The organism is Streptomyces triticisoli, assembly GCF_003270085.1.
GTDB lineage: Bacteria > Actinomycetota > Actinomycetes > Streptomycetales > Streptomycetaceae > Streptomyces > Streptomyces triticisoli.
The window spans coordinates 1-19,528 of the sequence record NZ_QFDQ01000082.1; the positions used below are offsets into that span (position 1 = coordinate 1).

Here is a 19,528-nt window from a genome sequence, read left to right on the forward strand (position 1 = left end):
CCGGGATCGGCGGCCCGAGGTGCAGCGGCCGGCGCGGGGGCGTCGGCGCGGCGGGCACGGCGGGCCCCTCGGGGTCGGGGTGCCGTACGCCCGTGAGGTCGACCGAGCCGCTGTCACGGCCGGAGGTCTCGTGCGGCCCCGGCTCGTGAACGGCCTCGACGACCGGCTCCGGAGCAGGCGGGGGCACCTCGTTGCCCCACGCGCCCTGGGAGCCGGGCAGCAGCAGGTCTTCGTCCTCGGCGGGAGACTCGGAGAGGTAGGTGTACGTACCGTGCGCGGCCACGCCCGGCTGCTCCACCATGCCTGCGCTCTCCGGCAGCCCCTCGCCCGGGACCTGGCCGGTGTCGGTCATGCGTACCCCTCGCCCATCGGTTTCGTGCTCCTACGACCAGCTCACCCGGAACGGCGCACCGACCGCCCCGTAGTGAAGAACGAGCGTCCGCGCCCCGCGGCACGAACGACCCCTCCGGAAAAGGCGACAAAGCCATTGAGTGGCATTCTCGCGGTCGTCCGGCCGTCGCGACAGCGTGATCCGCGACAGTCCGCTGTGGACTGCGCCACGTTGCGCGCCCTCCGGTTCTGCCGTACCACACCCGCCCCAGAACGGGTGGGTTTTCCGGACATGGAAACGGACATTGACGAACGAATTTCCGGACCACCCGGTGCGGTGCGACGATCGGCCAGCCTACCGCGCGCGGTACGACAACCCGATCACGGGGCACGTTCGGGCAGCACCCCGCTGAGCAGGAACACCACGCTCCGTTCCTTTTCCGTCCACGCGCGCGTGTCGAGCTCGACGGACTGCAGCAGGGCGCACTCGACCCGGTAGCCGCGCTCGGTGAGGTCGCGGCCGACGAGTTCGGCGGCGTCCCGGGTCGCGGCGTGGGCGACGATCCGCTGCGGGCGCCGGTCGGCGACCGCGGAGACCACGGCCGCTCCCCCGCCGCCGATGCGGACGACGTCCGGTTCGGGCAGGTTCTCCAGGATGTGCGGGGCGCTGCCGTGCACCACCTGCGGCCGGACGCCGAAGCGGCGGGCGGCCGACTCGGTGCGGGCGCAGGCCTCCGGGTCGCGGTCGATGGCGATGACGGCGGCGCCGGCGCGCGCGGCCTCGGTGGCGAAGGCGCCACTGCCGCAGCCGATGTCCCACACCAGGTCGCCGACGCGCGGCCCGAGGCGGGCCAGCTGGGCGGCCCGGAGCAGATCCGTTTCTCCTTCGCCGAGTCCACCGCCGTAGGCCTCGGCCGGCTGGGTCCAGCCGCGCGGTCCGGTGCCCGGGTCGCGTCCGGCGATCCAGCCACCGCCCTCGGCGCCTCCCCGGCCGCCGATCACGATGACCACGTTGGGGTCGCGCCAGGTGTGGTCGGCGGCCTTGTCGGAAGTGACGACGCTGACCTGTTCGCGCTCGGTGCCGAGTTCCTCACAGATGACGAAGGTGCGGTGGACGCCCTCCAGGAGCAGGCCCAGCTCGGCGGGTCCGGCGCCGGGGGCGGTGAGCACGGCGACCTTGGTATGGGCGCGGCACACGTTCACCGCGCGTCGCAGGGTGCGCTTGTGTGCGACGACCACCTGGGCGTCGTCCCAGGGCATCCCGGCTCGGGCGAAGGCGGCGGCCACGGACGACACGGCGGGTACGACCTCGACCTCCAGGCCGAACTCGGGTGCGCGCAGAGCGCGTACGACCCCGAAGAAGCCCGGGTCGCCGTCGGCGAGCACCACGGCGGTGCCGCGGTGGGCGGCGATACGGCGGGCGGCGAGGGCGACGCTGCCGAGGCGGATGCGCTCGGCGGTGGGCGGCACCTCGGGCAGTGCCAGGTGATGGGCGGCTCCCGCCACGAGGGTGGCGGCGCTCAGCGCGCCGCGCGCCGCGTCGGTCAGCGGCGAACCGTCCCAGCCGATCACCGTGACCCGGTCGGCCATCGTCGTCAGTCTCCAGGATTGCGCAGGTCATGAGGGTGCGGGTGCCCACGGGCGGGCCCCGTGAGAGTACCCGGTGGAGTCGTACGGCGCGCGGCAGGGCGTGGAGGCCCGCCGTCCCGGCGTGTCAGTTCCAGTCCGGGAACGACATGAAACCGCCGGTGTCGGCGAGCTGCTCGCCCGCGCCCTCCAGGTCTTCCGGCAGCAGGCTCCACACGATGTAGTCGGTCCGCATGTCGGTCCAGGTGCCGTCCTCGGCGCGGACGTGCGCTATGCAGGCGTTGCGCAGTACGCCCTCGCTGATGCAGCCGATCTTCTGTGTCACCTGCTGGGCGGCGGTGTTGTCGGCGGCCGTGCGCAGCTCGATGCGTTCGAACTTCTGGTCGCCGAAGAGCCACTGGGCGGTGGCCAGCGCGGCCTCGGCGGCGTAGCCCTCGCCGCGGGCCCAGGAGGCGACGATGTACGACAGTTCGGTGGACCGTACGTGCCAGTTGGTCCCGGTCAGCTGGATGACGCCGACCAGCCGCTGGGTGAGGAACTCGGTGACGGCGAGGTCCAGGCCGCGGCCGGTGGTGCGCTCGGCGGGGGCGTGCTCGGTGATCCAGGTGCGGGCGCCGTCCTCGGTGAACGGCTGGGGAATGTCGGTCCAGGCCGCGACCTGCTCGTCGTTCATCATCTCGGTCAGGGCGGGCACGTCGTCCTCCTCCAGGGGACGCAGCACCAACCGCTCCGTGCTGATGGAGACGTTGGGGAAGGTGCTCGTCATGCGCCGCTCCGTAACCTTCGGAAAAACCGTCAGGGCCTGCTGAACTGCCCAGCATGCAGCATGAAAGCACCGAACCGCACCACGGGGTCCTCCCCCACTCCCTCACCGGGTGGGATACCCCACCCGGTGAGGGAGTGGACCCCGTCCGTGGCCGTACAGGGCAGGCGCTGCGCGGAGGGGCGTGCGGATCAGAACGCCGGGACGACCGCGCCCTCGTACTTGTCCTCGATGAACTTCTTCACCTCGGGCGAGGTGAGCAGCTTGACCAGCTTCTCCACGCGCGGGTCGTTCTCGTTGCCCTTCTTCACCGTGAGGAGGTTGGCGTACGGGTTGCCCTCGGCGGACTCGGCGACGAGCGCGTCCTTGGCCGGGCTGAGCTTGGCCTCCAGCGCGTAGTTGCCGTTGATCACCGCGGCGTCGACGTCCCCGAGGGAGCGCGGCAGCTGGGCCGCCTCCAGCTCCTTGAACTTGAGGTTCTTCGGGTTGGAGGTGATGTCCTTGGGGGTCGCGTCGTACCCGGCGTCCGCCTTCAGCTCGATCACGCCGTTGGCCTCGAGCAGCTTCAGGGCGCGCGCCTCGTTGGTGGTGTCGTTGGGCAGCGCGACGGTGGCGCCCTTCTTCAGGTCGGCCAGCTGCTTGACGCTCTCGGAGTACACGCCGAGCGGCTCCAGGTGCACGGTGCCGCCCGGGACCGGGACGACGTCGGTGCCGTTCTTCTCGTTGAAGTCGTCGAGGTACGGCTTGTGCTGGAAGTAGTTGGCGTCGACCTGGCCCTGCTGGACGGCCGTGTTCGGGGTCACGTAGTCGGTGAACTCCTTGACCTCCAGCTTCAGGCCTGCCTTCTCCGCCAGGTTGTCCTTGACGTAGGCGAGGATCTCGCCCTGCGGGGCGGGGGTGGCGGCGACCGTCAGCGTGGCGTTCGCGTCGGCCCCGGAGGAACCGGAGTCCGAGCCGGAGCCGCAGGCGGTGAGCCCGAGGGTGAGGGCTCCGGTGGCCAGGACAGCAGCGGTGATCTTGGTGGTGTTACGCACGAAAAGTGCCTTTCCTCGGTGGTGCGACCCCGTCTTGAGACAACGGGGAGTCATGGATGGCTTCAGGCGGCCTTGCTCACGTCGGCGGCCGCCGGCTCCTTCGCCCTCGGCAGCCGCAGCTTCGGCCCGGGGCCGGAGCGGCCGGCGCGGCGGTGCAGGGCGCGGGCGGCGAAGTCGCCGGCGAACTGGATGGCCGAGATGACCACGGCGAGGATCCCCACGGTGATCCACATCAGCTGGGTGTCGAAGCGCTGGTAGCCGTAGCGGATCGCGATGTCGCCCAGGCCGCCGGCGCCGACGGTGCCCGCCATCGCGGTGTAGCCGATGAGGGCGACGACCGTGGTGGTGGTCGAGGAGATCAGCGAGGGCAGGGACTCGGGTACGAGGACCTTGCGTACGACGGTCCAGGTGTTGCCGCCCATGGACTGGACGGCCTCGACCAGCCCGTCGTCCACTTCGCGGACGGCCGTCTCGACGAGCCGGGCGAAGAAGGGGATGGCGCCGATGGCCAGCGGCACGATGGCGGCCTCGCGGCCGATCGTGGTGCCGGTGACCCAGCGGGTGAAGCCCATCAGGGCGACCATCAGGATGATGAACGGCATCGAGCGGGTGATGTTCACGACCTGCCCGATCACCTTGTTGGCGACCACGTTCTGCAGCATCCCGCCCCGGTCGGTGAGGACCAGCAGGATGCCGAGGGGAAGACCGCCGACGACGGCGATGAACGTGGACCAGCCGACCATGTAGAGGGTGTCCCAGCAGGCCTCGGACAGCAGCGGCCGCATCTCGGACCAGTTCACTTGGTACCTTCCTTCACCAGCAAGGGCTGCCGGTCCGTGGGCCGGCCGACGATGTCGATCTGCAGGCCCTGTTCGCGCAGGAAGCCGATGGGCACCACGTTGTCCTCGTAGCGGCCGGGCAGTTCGATGCGCATCCGGCCGACCTGGAGGCCGCCGACGGTGTCGATGGCGGCGCCGAGGATCGATATGTCGATGTTGTAGGTGCGGGCCAGCTGGGAGACGACGGGCCGGGTGGCGCTCTCGCCGTGGAAGGTGACGTCGACGACGGTACGGTCCTCGCCGGAGGCGTCCCCGCCGACCGGGAAGAGCGCGGCGGCCAGCTCCGAGCCCGGGGTGGCGAGGAGTTCGCTCACCGTGCCGGACTCGACGACACGGCCCTTCTCCATGAGCGCGGCGGAGTCGCAGATGGACTTCACGACGTCCATCTCGTGCGTGATGAGCAGGACGGTCAGGCCGAGCTGCCGGTTCAGGTCGCGCAGGAGCTGGAGGATGGAGCGGGTGGTCTCCGGGTCGAGGGCGCTGGTGGCCTCGTCGGACAGCAGGACCTTGGGGTCGCCGGCCAGGGCGCGGGCGATGCCGACGCGCTGCTTCTGACCGCCGGAGAGCTGGGCGGGGTAGGCCCTGGACTTGTCGGCGAGACCGACGAGGTCGAGCAGTTCGAGCGCCTTGCGGGAACGTTCCTTCCCGGACTTGCCGAGGATCTCCAGGGGCAGCTCGACGTTGTCCTGCACGGTGCGCGAGGACAGCAGGTTGAAGTGCTGGAAGACCATGCCGATCCTGCTGCGCGCCCGCCGCAGCTCCCTGCCCGCCCGGGGACCGCGCCCGGCGAGGGCGGTGAGGTCCTGTCCGGCGACGGTGACCGTGCCGGCGGTGGGGCGTTCCAGCAGGTTGACGCAGCGGATCAGCGAGGACTTGCCGGCGCCGGACTGGCCGATGACGCCGTACACCTCGCCCTCGCGGACGTGCAGGTCGACGCCGTCGAGCGCGGTGATCTCGCGGCCGCGCGAACTGTAGACCTTGGTGAGGCCCGATGTGGTGATCACGTGGGTTTCCGTCACTGTCGAGTGCGCGACGCGTCCTGGGCGCCGGGCACGGCATTCATGGTCGGGTGCAGCCAGAACGCAGCACGGTTCCCACAAAGGCGCTCAAACCGGGAGAAACGTGTGCGCGGGGGCGTGGCTCAGCCGCGGACGCCGGGCGGACCGGACGTCGGCGCGGGCATGAGCGGGCTCTCGCTTCGGGGCGCGAGGCTCAGTTGGTGCAGGGGCCCTCTATCAGGCACACATTCGGCGTACAGCACCCATGCAACGAGCACCGGGCGGCACAGTCGCCTCGGTCGCCGGGATGCGGTCGCTCGTCGTGGTCATGCGATCAGTAAACCAGACCTACGGTGCTGACAGGCCACCCCTGTCCGCATGCCGGACACGCGTGGACACCCCGCCCGCACGGCACGGACCTCGGCGTTCGCGCCGGTGACCAGTACCGGCAAGGCCCGCCACGGCTGTTGGGGGAGACCGCAGCGGAGGACGCGGCGCGCCGGGCTGTGGCCAACGCCACGGCGACGGGCTCGTGGGCGGCGGCCGCAACCGCGGGGCCGGGCCGGGCGCGGCGGCGTGTTCGCCCCGTAATAAGGTCGCAGCATGCTTGATGTCCTGACGCTGGTGACCGGCGTCGCCGCGCTGCTGCTCGCCGCCTGGTGCGGCTGGGCCGCCTACCGTGATCAGCCGACGAAGGACTGGCACTTCATCGGGATGGCCGTGGTCTCGATGCTGGCTCTGGTCCAGCTGGTGATCGGGATCGTGGCGCTGGCGCGGGGCGAGAGGCCGGGCCAGGGGACGACGATCTTCGTGGCCTATCTGCTGGGCGCCTTCGCGTGCGTTCCGGCGGCCGGGCTCATGTCGCTGGCCGAGCGCACGCGCTGGGGTTCGGCGACGGTCGCGGCGGGCGGTGTCGTTCTCGCCGTCCTGGAAGTGCGGCTCTATGACATCTGGGGAGGCTGAGATGACCGCCGTGGAGGAGAAGCCGGCCAGGGCTCGGCTCGTCAGCGGTCCGGGCATGCTGCTGGTCTGGCTGTACGGCGTGATGGTCGTCGGCGCGGTGTCGCGCTCGGTCTACCAGATCGCGACCGAGTTCGACCGGGCGCCGCTCGCCTACTCGCTGTCGGCCGTCGCCGGCGTGGTGTACGGCTTCATCACGTACTCGCTGGTGCGCGGCGGGGAGACGGCGCGCAGACTGGCCCTGGTGTGCTGCGCGGCGGAGCTCGCGGGTGTGCTGGCGGTCGGGACGTGGACGCTCGTCGACCCGTCCGCGTTCCCCGACGCGACCGTGTGGTCGAAGTACGGCATGGGCTACGTCTTCATCCCGGTGCTGCTTCCGCTGACGGCCATGTACTGGCTGCGCAAGGCCCGGAAGCAGCGGCCGGGAACCGTCTGACCCCGCGGCTCGGCCTACGCGGTCGCCGCGTAGGCGCCGGCCGGCTTCTCCAGGACGATCATCGGCACACCGTCGGCGCCCCGGGAGGTGCCCACCGGCTGGTAGCCGACGCGCCGGTACAGGCGCAGGTTGCCCTCGCTGCGGTGGCCGGTGTGCAGACGGAACCGGGTGGCGCCGCGCTCCTCGGCCAGCGCGGACTCGGCCGCGCGCAGCAGCCGGGCGCCGATGCCGTGCCCCTGCAGGCGCGGGTGGACGCAGAGCATGCCGATGGAGGCCGCGCCGTCCTCGGTGATCCGGCCGCGCACCGAGCCGACCACCTCCTCGCCGAGCCGCGCCACGAAGACGCAGTTCTGGGCCACCTCCTGACGGACCGATTCAAAACTCTCGACGAGCGGGTCGATGCGGTAGTTGCCGTAGAGGGCAGCCTCGCTCTGGAAGCACAGGTACTGCAGCCTGAAGATCTGCTCCGCGTCCTGTTCGGTCGCCGCAGAGATGGTCACGCTCATGCCCATGTGCGCACGCCTCCCGCTCACCTGATCACCTGTCGTCCCTCACTCCTATCCCCGCGCTTCGCGAGCCGCAACCTCCGGAGCGAGCAAACGCCGAAGACATCCCAGACATCTGGAGCGTTCCGGGCCGATGCTGCCCTGTGAGATACCCAACTCACCCGCGATTTCCCGGTAGGTGAGATCCCGCGGCGACAACAGCGCCTCCAGCAGCCGGGGACAGCGGCCGGGCAGCCGGCGCACCGCCGCGCGCAGGGCGCGGCGGTGGGCGGAGGCCAGGGCGAGCGGTTCCGGGCCGCGCTCCGTGTCATCGGCGGGTTCCAGGCCGTACGGCCGCTCGATGCTGTTCGTGCGGCGGGTGCGGCTCGCCTCGCTGCGCACGGCCCCGCGCAGCCAGCCCTGCGGGTCGTGCGGAGGGCCATCCGCCTCCAGGAGTTCCAACAGCCGTAGCCAGACCGCCTGTTCGAGGTCGCCGGGCTCCGTTCCGGAGGCATGTGCCTCCGCCGAGGCCTCGGCGGCGAGCAGCGGGCGCAGGGCGGTGACCATGTCGGGTGTCATATGCGGCACGACGCGGCCGTCCCGGCAGCGGGTTGCCGGGACGGCCGGGGTTCACCCCAAGCGGGCGGGCCGGTTCAGCGGTTGACGTGCCGGCCGCCGAGGAAGTCCTCGCGGGCGAGCAGTCCGGTGTCCGGGTTGTCGGTGAAGATCCCGTCGATGCCGGTGGCGAAGTACGCCTGGAACACACCGAAGACGTCACCGTAGCCGTCGGCGGCGGTTCCCCTGCGGAACTTCGGCGGCAGGAAGGGGTTTTCGTTGCGGACGGTGTAGGGGTGCAGGATCAGGCCCACGGCGTGCGCGTCGCGGACGAGGGTGCTCGGCTCGGTGAGGTCGCCGTTCGTGTCCTTGGGGACGACCAGGTCGACGGTCGGGCCGATGCCCTGCGCGTAGGAGGCGATCTCCCGCAGGCCCTCCTTGGTGACGAGGTCGGCGACCGTGCGCGGGTCGCCCACCTCGACGAAGTCCCAGGGGCGGGTGTTCACGCCCGACAGCAGCACGACGAGCGGGTTGTCGACGAGCTTGTTCAGCCGCTGGACGCTGCTCGGTTCGAAGGACTGCACGATGACCGGCGAGTTCTTCCCGTCCTTCCCGTACTTGCGCAGCAGCTTGGCGACCCGCTCCTCCAGTCCCAGGCCCAGCTTGCGGAAGTAGGTGGGGTGCTTGGTCTCCGGGTAGATCCACACCTGCCGGCCGCGCCTGCGGGTCTGTTCGTCCTGCCACTTCAGGACCTCTTCGAAGGTGGGGATCTCCCAGCGGCCGTTGTAGAGGGTGCTGTGCGGGCGGTTGGCCGGGATGCGCTCGACCGCGCGGAGCCTCTTCAGCTCGGCGAGGGTGAAGTCCTCGGTGAACCAGCCGGTGGTCGGGACGCCGTCGAGGGTCTTGGTGGTCCTGCGGTCGGCGAACTCGGGGTGGTCGGCCACGTCCGTGGTGCCGCCGATCTCCGGTTCGTGCCGGCACACGAGGTGACCGTCCCTGGTGGGCACCAGGTCCCCGGCCTCGACGATGTGGGCACCCAGGTCGAGGGCCAGTTCGTAGGAGCCGAAGGTGTGCTCGGGCCGATAGCCGCTGGCGCCCCGGTGGCCGATGACCGTCGGCACGGGCAGGCTCTTCAGCCCGCCGCCCCGCCCTCCGGCGGCCCCGCCGCCCGCCGCCGCTCCGGCCGCGCCGGGCAGTCCGAGGACCGCTCCGCCCGCACCGAGTACCGCGGCCCCGAGCACGGCCCGGCGTCCGGTCCCGCGTACCTGCTCGTCCGACTCCTGAGTCCCCATGAGCGCCTCCTGCTCTCGTGTCGTCCGTGCGCGCGCCGATCGTAGGTACGCGCCGGTGACGACCGGTAGAGCGCGGGGCGAACGCGGGAGCCACTCAGGATGTCGTCGGGTTCCGCACGGGACACAGCGGACGTAAGGGGCGGGACGGGTGACGCCCCGTCGGCATGCCCCGGACCCGCTCGGGAAGGCGGATTCAGAGGCCGGTGCCGCGGTCCGTTCCCCCAGAGCGGTGAGCGACCTCCGTCACACCGTTCCGTACGGGTTACCGGGGTGCTACGGGCCTCCCGCGCAGGTAAACGTATGTCAACAGTGCGCAAGACGTGGTGAGCCCGACGTGCAATCGGGCCCGGTGCGCGAGTATCGTCCTCACCTGCACAGACTTCCACACAATCCCTCGACATCTCTGACACCGGAGGGCCCGTTGTCCCGCTTCGTGTTCATCAAGGCAGTGCTCGGTCCGATCATGCGCCTGATGTTCCGCCCACGGGTGGAGGGCGCGGAGCGCATCCCGGGCGACGGCCCCGTCATCCTGGCCGGCAACCACCTGACCTTCATCGACTCGATGATCCTGCCCCTCGTCTGCGACCGTCAGGTCTTCTTCATCGGCAAGGACGAGTACGTCACGGGCAAGGGTCTCAAGGGCCGGCTGATGGCCTGGTTCTTCACCGGGGTCGGCATGATCCCGGTCGACCGCGACGGCGGCAAGGGCGGGGTCGCGGCCCTGATGACGGGCCGCCGGATCCTGGAGGAGGGCAACATCTTCGGCATCTACCCCGAGGGCACGCGCTCCCCCGACGGCCGCCTGTACCGGGGGCGCACCGGCATCGCGCGTCTGACGCTGATGACCGGTGCGCCGGTGGTGCCGTTCGCGATGATCGGCACGGACAGGATCCAGCCGGGCGGGTCGGGGATGCCGCGGCCGTGCCGGGTCACGGTCCGCTTCGGTGAGCCGATGGAGTTCTCCCGCTACGAGGGGATGGACCGGGACCGGTATGTGCTGCGGGCGGTGACGGATTCCGTGATGTCCGAGGTCATGCGGCTGTCCGGCCAGGAGTACGTCGACATGTACGCCACCAAGGCGAAGGCGGCGTGACCCACGCTCCTCACAGCCTCTGGCCCTTGAGCAGGAACCACGCTGCCGCTGCCGCTGCCAGCAGGACCGCCGCCCCCGCTCCCGAGGCCAGGTGGAGGCCGTGGAGGAAGGCGTCCCGGGCTGCGTGCAGGAGGGCTTCCGAGGTGTGGGGTGGCAGGGTCGTCGCCGCTTCCACCGCGCCGCCCAGGGATTCGTGGGCCGCGGGTGGTGTGCCCGCCGGGGCGGTGAAGTCGCGGTAGGTGGCCGTGACGATGGAGCCGAGCAGGGCGATGCCGAGCGCCGCGCCGAGTTCGTACGCCGTCTCGGAGACCGCCGAGGCCGCGCCCGCCTGGTCCTCGGGTACGCCGGCGAGGATCACGTCGGCGGTCACCGTGAAGGAGAAGCCGGCGCCGACGCCGACGATCAGCAGGGCGGTGCCCAGCAGCGGGTAGCCGGTGGATCTGCCGAGCGTCGTCAGCACGGCCAGCGCCAGGCCCACGGCGGCCAGTCCGCCGGAGACCACGGCCCGCACGGAGAAGCGCCGGGCCGTCCGGCCGGCGACCAGACCGGCCGCCACCGCGCCCACGGCGGCGGGCACTTCGGCCAGGCCCGCCTCCAACGGCCGCCTGCCCTGCACGAGTTGCAGGTACTGGGACAGGAAGAACACCAGCCCGGACATGCCGAGCACGGTCAGCAGGTCGGCCAGGACGGCACCGGAGAAGCCCCGGCTGCGGAAGAGCCGTATGTCCAGCAGCGGGGTCGGCAGGGTGAGCTGGCGGCGGACGAAGCCGTACAGCGCTGCCGCGCCCAGCAGGCCCGTGGCGAGGACCGTCCGGGTGAGCCCCTGCGCGGCGGCCTCCTTGACGGCGTAGACGAGACCGACCGTGCCGACCAGCGACAGGACGACGCCGGCCAGGTCCCAGGGGCCCGGGCTGGGGTTGCGGGACTCGGGCAGCAGCCGGATGCCGACCAGGACGAGCACCGCCATCACGGGCAGGTTGATGAGGAAGACCGAGCCCCACCAGAAGTGCTCCAGCAGGGCTCCGCCGACGATCGGGCCGACCGCCATGCCGGCCGAGGCGGTCGCGCCCCAGATGCCGACGGCGAGGCTGCGTTCGCGCGGGTCGTGGAAGAGGTTGCGGATCAGGGCGAGCGTGGCGGGCATCAGGGTGGCGCCGGCGACGCCGAGCAGTGCCCGGGCCAGGATCAGCAGCTCGGGGGTGGTGGCGTAGGCGTTGAGGACGGAGATCGCGCCGAACGCCGTGGCGCCGCCGAGCAGGACGCGCTTGCGGCCGATGCGGTCGCCCAGGCTGCCCATGGAGACGAGCAGGCCGGCGATGACGAAGGAGTAGATGTCGCCGATCCACAGCAGTTGGATGCCGGAGGGCCCGAGGTCCTCGCTGATGTAGGGGGTCGCGAGACCGAGGACGGTCGCGTCGACGGCCACCAGCAGCACGGCCAGGACGAGGACGGAGAGGGCGAGCCAGCGGCCCGGGCGCTTCTCCACCTCCTCCGCGCTCGCCGGCTGCAGGGTGCTGGTCATGATTCCTCGTTCCGTGGTTCTTCTGCGCTTTCCGTGCGCAGTGCGCCGCCGAGCATCAGTTCGGCGATCATGTGGTGGAAGTCCTTGGGGGCGACCCTGCCGCTCAGGACGACGTAGGCGCCGGAGGCGATCAGTCCGAAGAGTGCCTCGGTGAGCCAGGCCGGGGTGAGGTCGATACGGAACTCGCCGCTGAGCTGGCCGCGCCGGAACAGCGCGGAGATGCGCTCGTCGAGCCGGGCCCAGCCCTCGTTCTGCTCCTCGCCCTCGAACAGCTGGTTCTCGGTGTAGAGGAAGGAGAGCAGCCCTGCGGCCGGTTCGAGTTCGCGGACCAGTCTCCGTACGGCGTCGGCGGCCGGCCCGTCCTCCAGGCGGGCCGCGTCGAGGGCGGCCTCGCACTCCTCGATGCCGAGCGCTTCCAGCGCCCTGACGAGTGCTTCCCGCCCGGCGAAGTGACGGTGCAGCGTGGCCCGGCTGATCCCGGCCGCTCGGGCGACCTCGTCCAGGGTGGCGGTGGCCTTGTGGGTGAGTAGGGCGGCTGCGCTGCGCAGCACGTGGTCACGGTCGACAGCCATGAGACAATAATATCCCACGTGAGACATCAATGTCTCATTGCAGGCATGCGTGTCTCACCGGTTCATGCTCGGAGAAGTGCGGTGGGGTTCAGTGCCAGGGCAGCTGTCCGCGCCGCTGCCAGTACGTCCGCGGGTCCTCCGCCAGCGCGTCCAGGCGGGTGAGCTGCTCCTCGTCGAGGTCCACGGCCGGGGCGTGCAGGTTGGAGGCGAGCTGGCCGAGGGTGGCGGCGCCGGAGAGGACGACCCCGGCCCACGGGCGGCGCAGGACCAGGGCCAGGGCGACCGCGTCGCAGCCGAGGCCCGTCTCCTGGGCCACGGCCTTGAGCGGCTCGGGGGCGTAGGGCTCGGCGAGGCGCCCGTTGGCCATGCCCTCCTTGACGATCACCGTGAGCCCGGCGTCGTGCGCCTCGGCGAGGGCGGGCTCCGCGGAGGTCTCCAGGGCGTTGTACGTCGACTGGACGGTGCGGAAGAGGCGTTCGCCGTCGACGGTCACGGCGAGGGCGGCCCGGACGGCGTCGGCCTGGTCGGGCCCGCTGGTGGAGAAGCCGATGGTGAGGCCCTGCGCGGCGGCCTCGGCGAGGCGTGCGTGCAGTTCCTTGTCGGCGAGGGCGGGGCTGTCCGGGGTCACCGAGTGGATCTGGTAGAGGTCGAGGCGGTCGCCGAGCAGTTCGGCGGTCTCGGCGCGCTGCCGCTCGTAGGCGGCGAGGCTGTGGTCCTTGACCTCGTGCTGCTCGGCGTCGGTGGCCCAGTTCGCGGTGTAGGTGTAGCCCCATTTGCTGCCGATCACCACGTCGCCGGCGTCGGGGCGGGCCTTCAGCCAGTCGGCGAGGAACTCCTCCGAGCGGCCGTAGGAGCGGGCGGCGTCGAAGTAGCGGACGCCCTGTGCGTAGGCGGCGTCCAGGAGTTCGTGGGTGCGCTCGCGCAGGGCGTCGACGGTGCGGTCGGCCGGGAGGTCCCGGTCCCGGCCGAGGTTGATGTAACCGGGCCGCCCGACCGCGGCGAGCCCCAGGCCGACGTGACAGGTGGGGGTCGTGGCGGAGGCCAGTCGGGCGAAGGGCATCGCGGGCTCCGTTCGGTCGGTTTCTTGCCGCTTTGGACCAACCTAACCCGCGACGCCCCGCCACGTGCGTATCGCTACTTCTTCGCGTCCGCCCACTGGTGCTGCGCCGCCACGTCCGCCTTGACCTCGGCGAGTTGGACGGCGACCGCGCTCGGGGCGGTGCCGCCGCGCCCGCTGCGGGAGGCGAGGGCGCCGGGGACGTCGAGGACGGTGCGCACCTCGGGGGTCAGGTGGGCGGAGATCTTCGCGAACTGCTCGTCGGTGAGCTCGTCCAGCTCCTTGCCCTCGGCCTCGGCGGCCTTCACGCACTCGCCGGCGACCTCGTGCGCCACCCGGAACGGCACACCCCGCCTGACCAGCCACTCGGCGATGTCGGTGGCCAGCGAGAAGCCGGCCGGGGCCAGCTCCTCCATGCGCTCACGGTGGACGGTGAGGGTGGCGATCATGCCGGTGAAGGCGGGGAGCAGGACCTCCAGCTGGTCGCAGGAGTCGAAGACGGGCTCCTTGTCCTCCTGCAGGTCGCGGTTGTAGGCGAGGGGCAGGGCCTTCAGCGTCGCCATCAGCCCCGTCAGGTTGCCGATCAGCCGGCCGGACTTGCCTCGGGCCAGCTCCGCGATGTCCGGGTTCTTCTTCTGCGGCATGATCGAGGAGCCGGTGGAGAAGGCGTCGTGCAGGGTCACGAAGGAGAACTCCTTCGTGTTCCAGATGATGATCTCCTCGGCGATCCGGGAGAGGTTCACGCCGATCATCGCGGTGATGAAGGCGAACTCGGCGACGAAGTCCCGGGAGGCCGTGCCGTCGATGGAGTTGCCGGCGCTGCCGTGCTCGAAGCCGAGGTCCCGCGCCACCGCCTCGGGGTCCAGGCCGAGGCTGCTGCCCGCCAGCGCGCCCGAGCCGTACGGCGACACCGCCGTCCGCTCGTCCCACTGGCGCAGCCGCTCGGCGTCCCGTGCCAGGGACTGGACGTGCGCGAGGACGTGGTGGGCGAAGAGAACGGGCTGGGCGTGCTGGAGGTGGGTGCGTCCGGGCATGGCTACGTCCGGGTGGGCCTCCGCGAGGCCGATCAGCGCGTCCTGGAGGTCGGCGATCAGACCGCCGATGACCCGGGCGTGGTCGCGCAGGTACATGCGGAAGAGGGTGGCGACCTGGTCGTTGCGGGACCGGCCGGCGCGCAGCTTGCCGCCGAGGTCGGGGCCGAGCCGCTCCAGCAGGCCGCGCTCCAGGGCGGTGTGCACGTCCTCGTCGGCGATGGTGCCGGTGAATTCGCCCGAGGCCACGTCCGCCTCTAGCCGGTCGAGCCCGGCCAGCATGCGCTGGAGCTCGTCGTCCGTGAGCAGGCCCGCCTTGCGCAGCACACGCGCGTGGGCGCGGGAGCCGGCGATGTCGTAGGGCGCGAGCCGCCAGTCGAAGTGGACGGACGCGGACAGCTTCGCCAGGGCCTCGGCGGGACCGTCGGCGAAACGGCCGCCCCAGAGCCGTACGTCACCGCTGTTGCTGCTCACTGGGTTGCTCCTCGGGAGGATGTCTCTGTGCGACCGCCTCCCCACCCTTGCAGGTGAGGAGGCGGCTGTCAGGTTGATGCGTGCGAGGTGACCCGGCGGTCTTGCGCGAGGTCCACGTCAGGCTACGCCTGCAATTGACGCCGCGCGGCGATCTTCGACGACAGGCTGTAGATGTCGATGAAGCCCTTGGCCGCGGACTGGTCGAAGGTGTCGCCGGTGTCGTAGGTGGCGAGGTTGAAGTCGTACAGCGACTCCTCGGAGCGCCGGCCGGTGACGACCGCGCGACCGCCGTGCAGGGTCATCCGGATGTCGCCGGAGACGTGCTGGTTGGCCTCGTTGATGAAGCCTTCCAGGGCGCGCTTGAGCGGGGAGAACCACAGGCCGTCGTAGACGAGTTCGCCCCAGCGCTGCTCGACCTGCCGCTTGTAGCGGGCGAGTTCGCGCTCGACGGTGACGTTCTCCAGCTCCTGGTGGGCGGTGATCAGGGCGATGGCGCCCGGAGCCTCGTACACCTCGCGGGACTTGATGCCGACCAGGCGGTCCTCGACCATGTCGATCCGGCCGATGCCCTGGGCGCCGGCGCGCTCGTTGAGCTGCTGGATAGCCTGCAGGACGGTGACGGGCCTGCCGTCGATGGCGACCGGGACGCCCTCCTTGAAGGTGATGACCACCTCGTCGGGCTCGCGGGAGACGGCCGGGTTCTGGGTGTACTCGTAGATGTCCTCGATCGGCGCGTTCCAGATGTCCTCGAGGAAGCCGGTCTCCACGGCGCGGCCGAAGACGTTCTGGTCGATGGAGTACGGGGACTTCTTGGTGGTCGCGATCGGGAGGTTCTTCTCCTCGCAGAACGCGATGGCCTTGTCCCGGGTCATCGCGTAGTCGCGGACCGGGGCAATGCACTTCAGGTCGGGGGCGAGGGCGACGATACCGGCCTCGAAGCGGACCTGGTCGTTGCCCTTGCCGGTGCAGCCGTGGGCGACGGTGGTGGCGCCGTGCTTCCGGGCGGCGGCGACCAGGTGCTTGACGATCGTCGGCCGGGACAGGGCGGAGACCAGCGGGTAGCGGTCCATGTAGAGGGCGTTGGCCTTGATCGCCGGGAGGCAGTACTCGTCGGCGAACTCGTCCCTGGCGTCGGCGACCTCGGCCTCGACGGCACCGCAGGCGAGCGCGCGCTTGCGGATGACGTCCAGGTCCTCGCCGCCCTGGCCGACGTCGACCGCAACGGCGATGACCTCGGCGCCCGTCTCCTCGGCGATCCAGCCGATGGCGACGGAGGTGTCCAGACCGCCCGAGTAGGCGAGTACGACGCGCTCGGTCACGGGTTTCTCCTCACACTGCATTCGCTGACATGCATGAGTATGCAGATCTCTGCATGGTTCGTCAATCTCGGCGAGGTGCGGCGTGGCGCCGCGGGTTTCGAAAGGTGCTTGCGGAACCCCTTCGCCGCTCCTTGAACGAGCGCAACCGCTTTCCCGTATCTCTCGCAGAACGCAGGCGCCGCGTTTGCCGTGACAGACATCCCGATCCGAGTGAGGCATCCGTATGTCCAGGGCTCTTCCGAAGTACGACAGGCGCCGCGTCGCGTTCATCGGCGGCGCGGCCGCGGTGGTGCTGTCCGGCGCGGTCATCGCCGGTTCCGCGCTGGCCGGGGAGACCTCCCAGCAGGGCGGCGCCCCAAGCGCCCGGACCCTGGCGGGCCCCGGCACGATCACGTGCCCGGACGTCAGGTCCCAGCTCCCCGCGGTCCCCGCCTCCGCACAGGCCGAGATCGACCGCAACCTCGCCCTGCTCGACACCCAGGTCCAGGAGGCCAACACCCGCCTGCGGAACACCGTCGGACAGGGCGGCCCCAACTTCGTGCAGAACGCGATCCTCGGCCCACTGGCGGACAAGCGGAAGTCCACCATCGACCGCATCGCCATCGCCATCGGCCGTACGTCGGCCAAGCCGCAGGGCCTGGACTCCCTGGCCGCCTGCTCCCTCACCAAGTGAGGTGACGGACGGCCGTGGCCGCCCCGCACAAGCGCCGGCCGGGGCGGCCACGGCAGGGGAAACGGACTCCGTAATTCATTAGGCAGGCGAAAGAACTGCCTGGATAATCGGGGCATGGGAAAGACTTATGAGCGCATGGACGGCAGGCTGCGCGCCTTCATCGAGGAGCAGCCCCTCTTCTTCACCGCGACCGCTCCGCTGTCCGGCGACGGCACGGTCAACCTCTCCCCCAAGGGCCTGAAGGGCTCCTTCGCGGTGCTCGACGAACGCACCGTGGCCTACCTGGACTTCGCCGGGTCCAACGCCGAGACGATCGCACATCTGCGCGAGAACGGCCGGATCACCCTCATGTGGTGCGCCTTCCAGGGCCCGCCCACCATCGTCCGCGTGCACGGCAGGGGCGAGCCGGTCTTCCGCGACGACCCGCGCTTCAAGGAACTCCTCGCCCGTTTCCCCGACATCGACCCCGTCTCGCACGGGCTGCGCGCGATCATCGTCGTGCACGCCGAACTGATCCGGGACACCTGCGGATACGCGGTGCCCTTCATGACGTACGAGGCGGACCGCGACCTGCACGGCAAGCGCTTCGCGCGCGAGGACGACACCTCGCTGAACGCGTACTTCACCAAGAAGGAACACGTGGCCACGAGTCTGGACGGCCTGCCCGGACTGCCGCTGCCCCTGCCGCCGTCCACGGCCTGACACCGGTGGGACGGTGACTCGGCGGGCCGCTGAACGCTCGGCGGACGCGCCACGTATCTGTGGGCGGCCAAGGGTCGAATCGCCACGGAGGAACCGTGACCACCACGCTCGCAGGCGGCCGCGCCGCCCGGCGCCAGACGATGCGCCGCATCCGGCCGCGTCGCTCCCCCGCCGTCCCGCTGCTGCTCGCCGTCGCGGCGGGCGGCGCGGGCGTCATCTGGCTGTGGTGGATGAACACCCCGTCCATCTCCGACACCGGCGGAAAGATCCTCAACGCGGGCCGGATCACCGGCCTGCTCGCCGGCTACCTCATGGCGCTGGTCGTACTGCAGATGGCGCGCGTGCCCGCCCTGGAACGCCGGGTCGGCTCCGACCGGGTCGCCCGCTGGCACGCCATGAGCGGCCGCTACACGCTCTGCCTGGTGATCGCGCACGTCTTCCTCACCATGTGGGGCTACGCGCTGCAGGCCGGCAAGTCGCTCGGCGACATCGTGCAGCAGACGATCAGCTCCGTCAACGAGCTGCCCGACATGGGCAAGGCCGCCATCGGCACCGGTCTGCTGGTCGTCATCGGGCTGGTCTCGATCGGCCCGGTGCGCCGCCTGATGCCGTACGACACCTGGTACCACGTGCACCTGTTCACGTACGTGGCGGTGTTCCTGACGTTCTGGCACCAGATCACCACCGGCAACGACTTCGCCGTCGAGCCGGCCGCCAAGACCTTCTGGTACGTCCTGTACGGCGCGGTGACCGCGCTGGTGGTCTGGTACCGGATCCTCACCCCGGTCCGGCTGAACCTGCGTCACAAGATGCGGGTGGAGGCGGTGATCGAGGAGACGCCGGGCATCGTGTCGGTGCTGATCGGCGGCAAGAAGCTGCACCGGATGGGCGCCGAGGCCGGGCAGTTCTTCCGCTGGCGGTTCCTGGCGCCGGGCATGCGGTTCTCCTCGCACCCCTACTCGCTGTCGGCGGCGCCCCGCCCGGACCTGCTGCGCATCACCGTCAAGGCGATCGGCGACCACAGCGCCCGGCTGCGCGAGCTGGAGCCCGGCACCCGGGTGTGGGCGGAGGGACCGTACGGCGCGTTGACCGCGTCCCGGCGCAGCCGCGGCAAGGTGTTGCTGGTCGCGGGCGGGGTCGGCATCACCCCGATGCGGGCGCTGTTCGAGACGCTGCCCGGCGCGGCCGGTGACATCACCCTGCTGTACCGGGCCAACAGCACCCAGGACCTGGCCCTGTGGGACGAGCTGGCGAAGATCGCCGACGAGCGCGGCGCCCGGCTGATGTACGCGGTGAACAGCCCCGACGGCGAACGCCCCGACATCTCCGCGGAGTCCCTGCAGCGGAAGATCGCCGACATCGACCGCCACGACGTCTTCATGTGCGGCCCGCCCGGTTTCGCGCAGTCGGTGTACGAGGCACTGCGCGGCGCGGGAGTCCCCGCCCGCCGCATCCATCACGAGTCGTTCGAGATGTGAGCGACGGGACTTCAGGAGCTCAGGAAAAGATGAGGAAGAGCCACCCCGTACGACGCGCCGTGCTCGTCGGCGCCGCGACCGTGTCCGGCATCGTGCTGCTGCTGTCGCTGAAGCCGGCGTCCGACCCGGCCTCCGCCTCGGCGGCCGGCGCGGCCCCGCAGCCACCCGCGGCGGCGCAGGAGTCGCCGCAGGGCGGCAGCGGCGCACAGCGGACAGGCACGCAGAACGTCACCGGCAAGGTCGCGCAGACCCAGTACGGGCCGGTGCAGGTCCGCATCACGGTCAGCGACGGGAAGATCACCAAGGCCGAGGCGGTGCGGGCGCCCCA

19 protein-coding genes and 2 pseudogenes are annotated in these 19,528 nt (G+C 71.0%); 7 read left to right on the top strand and 14 right to left on the bottom strand.

Going from position 1 to position 19,528, the window contains the following annotated elements:
- The 6 genes from DEP02_RS14645 to DEP02_RS14670 form a co-directional block, all read right to left on the bottom strand.
- Positions 1-352 (bottom strand): hypothetical protein (locus tag DEP02_RS14645; protein ID WP_157977445.1); only part of this gene is annotated, 352 nt, incomplete at its 3' end.
- A gap of 359 nt (positions 353-711) precedes the next feature.
- Complete coding sequence (cbiE, locus tag DEP02_RS14650; RefSeq protein ID WP_112467765.1) at positions 712-1,920, bottom strand: precorrin-6y C5,15-methyltransferase (decarboxylating) subunit CbiE; 1,209 nt, start codon at positions 1,918-1,920, stop codon at positions 712-714.
- A 124-nt stretch (positions 1,921-2,044) separates the two neighbouring features.
- The gene (locus DEP02_RS14655; RefSeq protein ID WP_112467766.1) at positions 2,045-2,683 is read right to left on the bottom strand and encodes a GNAT family N-acetyltransferase; all 639 of its coding nucleotides are present in this window, start codon (positions 2,681-2,683) and stop codon (positions 2,045-2,047) included.
- A gap of 188 nt (positions 2,684-2,871) precedes the next feature.
- Positions 2,872-3,714 (bottom strand): MetQ/NlpA family ABC transporter substrate-binding protein, encoded by an 843-nt coding sequence (locus DEP02_RS14660; protein ID WP_112467767.1) that lies wholly within the window; start codon positions 3,712-3,714, stop codon positions 2,872-2,874.
- A gap of 62 nt (positions 3,715-3,776) precedes the next feature.
- Positions 3,777-4,514, bottom strand: coding sequence for a methionine ABC transporter permease (locus DEP02_RS14665; protein WP_112467768.1), 738 nt, complete (start codon positions 4,512-4,514; stop codon positions 3,777-3,779).
- Positions 4,511-5,557, bottom strand: coding sequence for a methionine ABC transporter ATP-binding protein (locus tag DEP02_RS14670; protein ID WP_112467769.1), 1,047 nt, complete (start codon positions 5,555-5,557; stop codon positions 4,511-4,513). Before DEP02_RS14670 ends, DEP02_RS14665 begins: the two co-directional genes overlap by 4 nt.
- Positions 5,558-6,154: 597 nt before the next feature.
- Here DEP02_RS14670 and DEP02_RS14675 point away from each other — a divergent pair.
- Together DEP02_RS14675 and DEP02_RS14680 are read left to right on the top strand one after the other, a co-directional pair.
- Complete coding sequence (locus tag DEP02_RS14675) at positions 6,155-6,514, top strand: hypothetical protein (protein ID WP_112467770.1); 360 nt, start codon at positions 6,155-6,157, stop codon at positions 6,512-6,514.
- A gap of 1 nt (position 6,515) precedes the next feature.
- On the top strand, positions 6,516-6,947 hold the full coding sequence (locus DEP02_RS14680; protein ID WP_112467771.1) for a hypothetical protein: 432 nt from the start codon (positions 6,516-6,518) through the stop codon (positions 6,945-6,947).
- 14 nt (positions 6,948-6,961) lie between these two features.
- On the opposite strand, the gene DEP02_RS14685 is transcribed toward DEP02_RS14680, so the two are convergent.
- The 3 genes from DEP02_RS14685 to DEP02_RS14695 form a co-directional block, all read right to left on the bottom strand.
- Positions 6,962-7,459, bottom strand: a complete 498-nt coding sequence (locus DEP02_RS14685; RefSeq protein WP_112467772.1) for a GNAT family N-acetyltransferase — start codon at positions 7,457-7,459, stop codon at positions 6,962-6,964.
- A 45-nt stretch (positions 7,460-7,504) separates the two neighbouring features.
- Positions 7,505-8,011: an RNA polymerase sigma factor gene (locus DEP02_RS14690; RefSeq protein WP_112467773.1), complete on the bottom strand. Its 507-nt coding sequence runs from the start codon at positions 8,009-8,011 to the stop codon at positions 7,505-7,507.
- A gap of 74 nt (positions 8,012-8,085) precedes the next feature.
- A complete protein-coding gene (locus DEP02_RS14695; RefSeq protein ID WP_112467774.1) occupies positions 8,086-9,279 on the bottom strand; it encodes a glycerophosphodiester phosphodiesterase in 1,194 nt (397 codons plus the stop codon).
- A gap of 421 nt (positions 9,280-9,700) precedes the next feature.
- Here DEP02_RS14695 and DEP02_RS14700 point away from each other — a divergent pair, with 421 nt between their 5' ends.
- Entirely contained in the window at positions 9,701-10,372 is a 672-nt protein-coding gene (locus tag DEP02_RS14700; RefSeq protein ID WP_112467775.1) for a lysophospholipid acyltransferase family protein, read from the top strand.
- Between the two features lie 10 nt (positions 10,373-10,382).
- On the opposite strand, the gene DEP02_RS14705 is transcribed toward DEP02_RS14700, so the two are convergent.
- From DEP02_RS14705 to DEP02_RS14725, 5 genes are all read right to left on the bottom strand, one after another.
- Positions 10,383-11,894 (bottom strand): MFS transporter, encoded by a 1,512-nt coding sequence (locus DEP02_RS14705; protein WP_112467776.1) that lies wholly within the window; start codon positions 11,892-11,894, stop codon positions 10,383-10,385.
- The gene (locus DEP02_RS14710; protein ID WP_232839117.1) at positions 11,891-12,466 is read right to left on the bottom strand and encodes a TetR/AcrR family transcriptional regulator; all 576 of its coding nucleotides are present in this window, start codon (positions 12,464-12,466) and stop codon (positions 11,891-11,893) included. The genes DEP02_RS14705 and DEP02_RS14710 overlap by 4 nt, the downstream gene beginning before the upstream one ends.
- Before the next feature lie 88 nt (positions 12,467-12,554).
- Positions 12,555-13,526, bottom strand: coding sequence for an aldo/keto reductase (locus DEP02_RS14715; protein WP_112467777.1), 972 nt, complete (start codon positions 13,524-13,526; stop codon positions 12,555-12,557).
- A gap of 74 nt (positions 13,527-13,600) precedes the next feature.
- On the bottom strand, positions 13,601-15,028 hold the full coding sequence (gene argH, locus DEP02_RS14720; protein ID WP_112467778.1) for an argininosuccinate lyase: 1,428 nt from the start codon (positions 15,026-15,028) through the stop codon (positions 13,601-13,603).
- Between the two features lie 122 nt (positions 15,029-15,150).
- Complete coding sequence (locus DEP02_RS14725) at positions 15,151-16,347, bottom strand: argininosuccinate synthase (RefSeq protein WP_198668444.1); 1,197 nt, start codon at positions 16,345-16,347, stop codon at positions 15,151-15,153.
- A gap of 223 nt (positions 16,348-16,570) precedes the next feature.
- Here DEP02_RS14725 and DEP02_RS14730 point away from each other — a divergent pair.
- The 4 genes and pseudogenes from DEP02_RS14730 to DEP02_RS14745 form a co-directional block, all read left to right on the top strand.
- A pseudogene (locus tag DEP02_RS14730) lies at positions 16,571-17,011 on the top strand (hypothetical protein); the annotation flags it as partial.
- Positions 17,012-17,134: 123 nt separating this feature from the next.
- Positions 17,135-17,722: a pyridoxamine 5'-phosphate oxidase family protein gene (locus tag DEP02_RS14735; protein ID WP_112467781.1), complete on the top strand. Its 588-nt coding sequence runs from the start codon at positions 17,135-17,137 to the stop codon at positions 17,720-17,722.
- Between the two features lie 95 nt (positions 17,723-17,817).
- Positions 17,818-19,200 carry a ferredoxin reductase family protein gene (locus DEP02_RS14740; RefSeq protein WP_198668445.1) on the top strand — a complete coding sequence of 461 codons (1,383 nt, stop codon included), beginning with the start codon at positions 17,818-17,820 and terminating at the stop codon, positions 19,198-19,200.
- A 29-nt stretch (positions 19,201-19,229) separates the two neighbouring features.
- Positions 19,230-19,528 (top strand): annotated as a pseudogene (locus DEP02_RS14745) (FMN-binding protein); the annotation flags it as partial.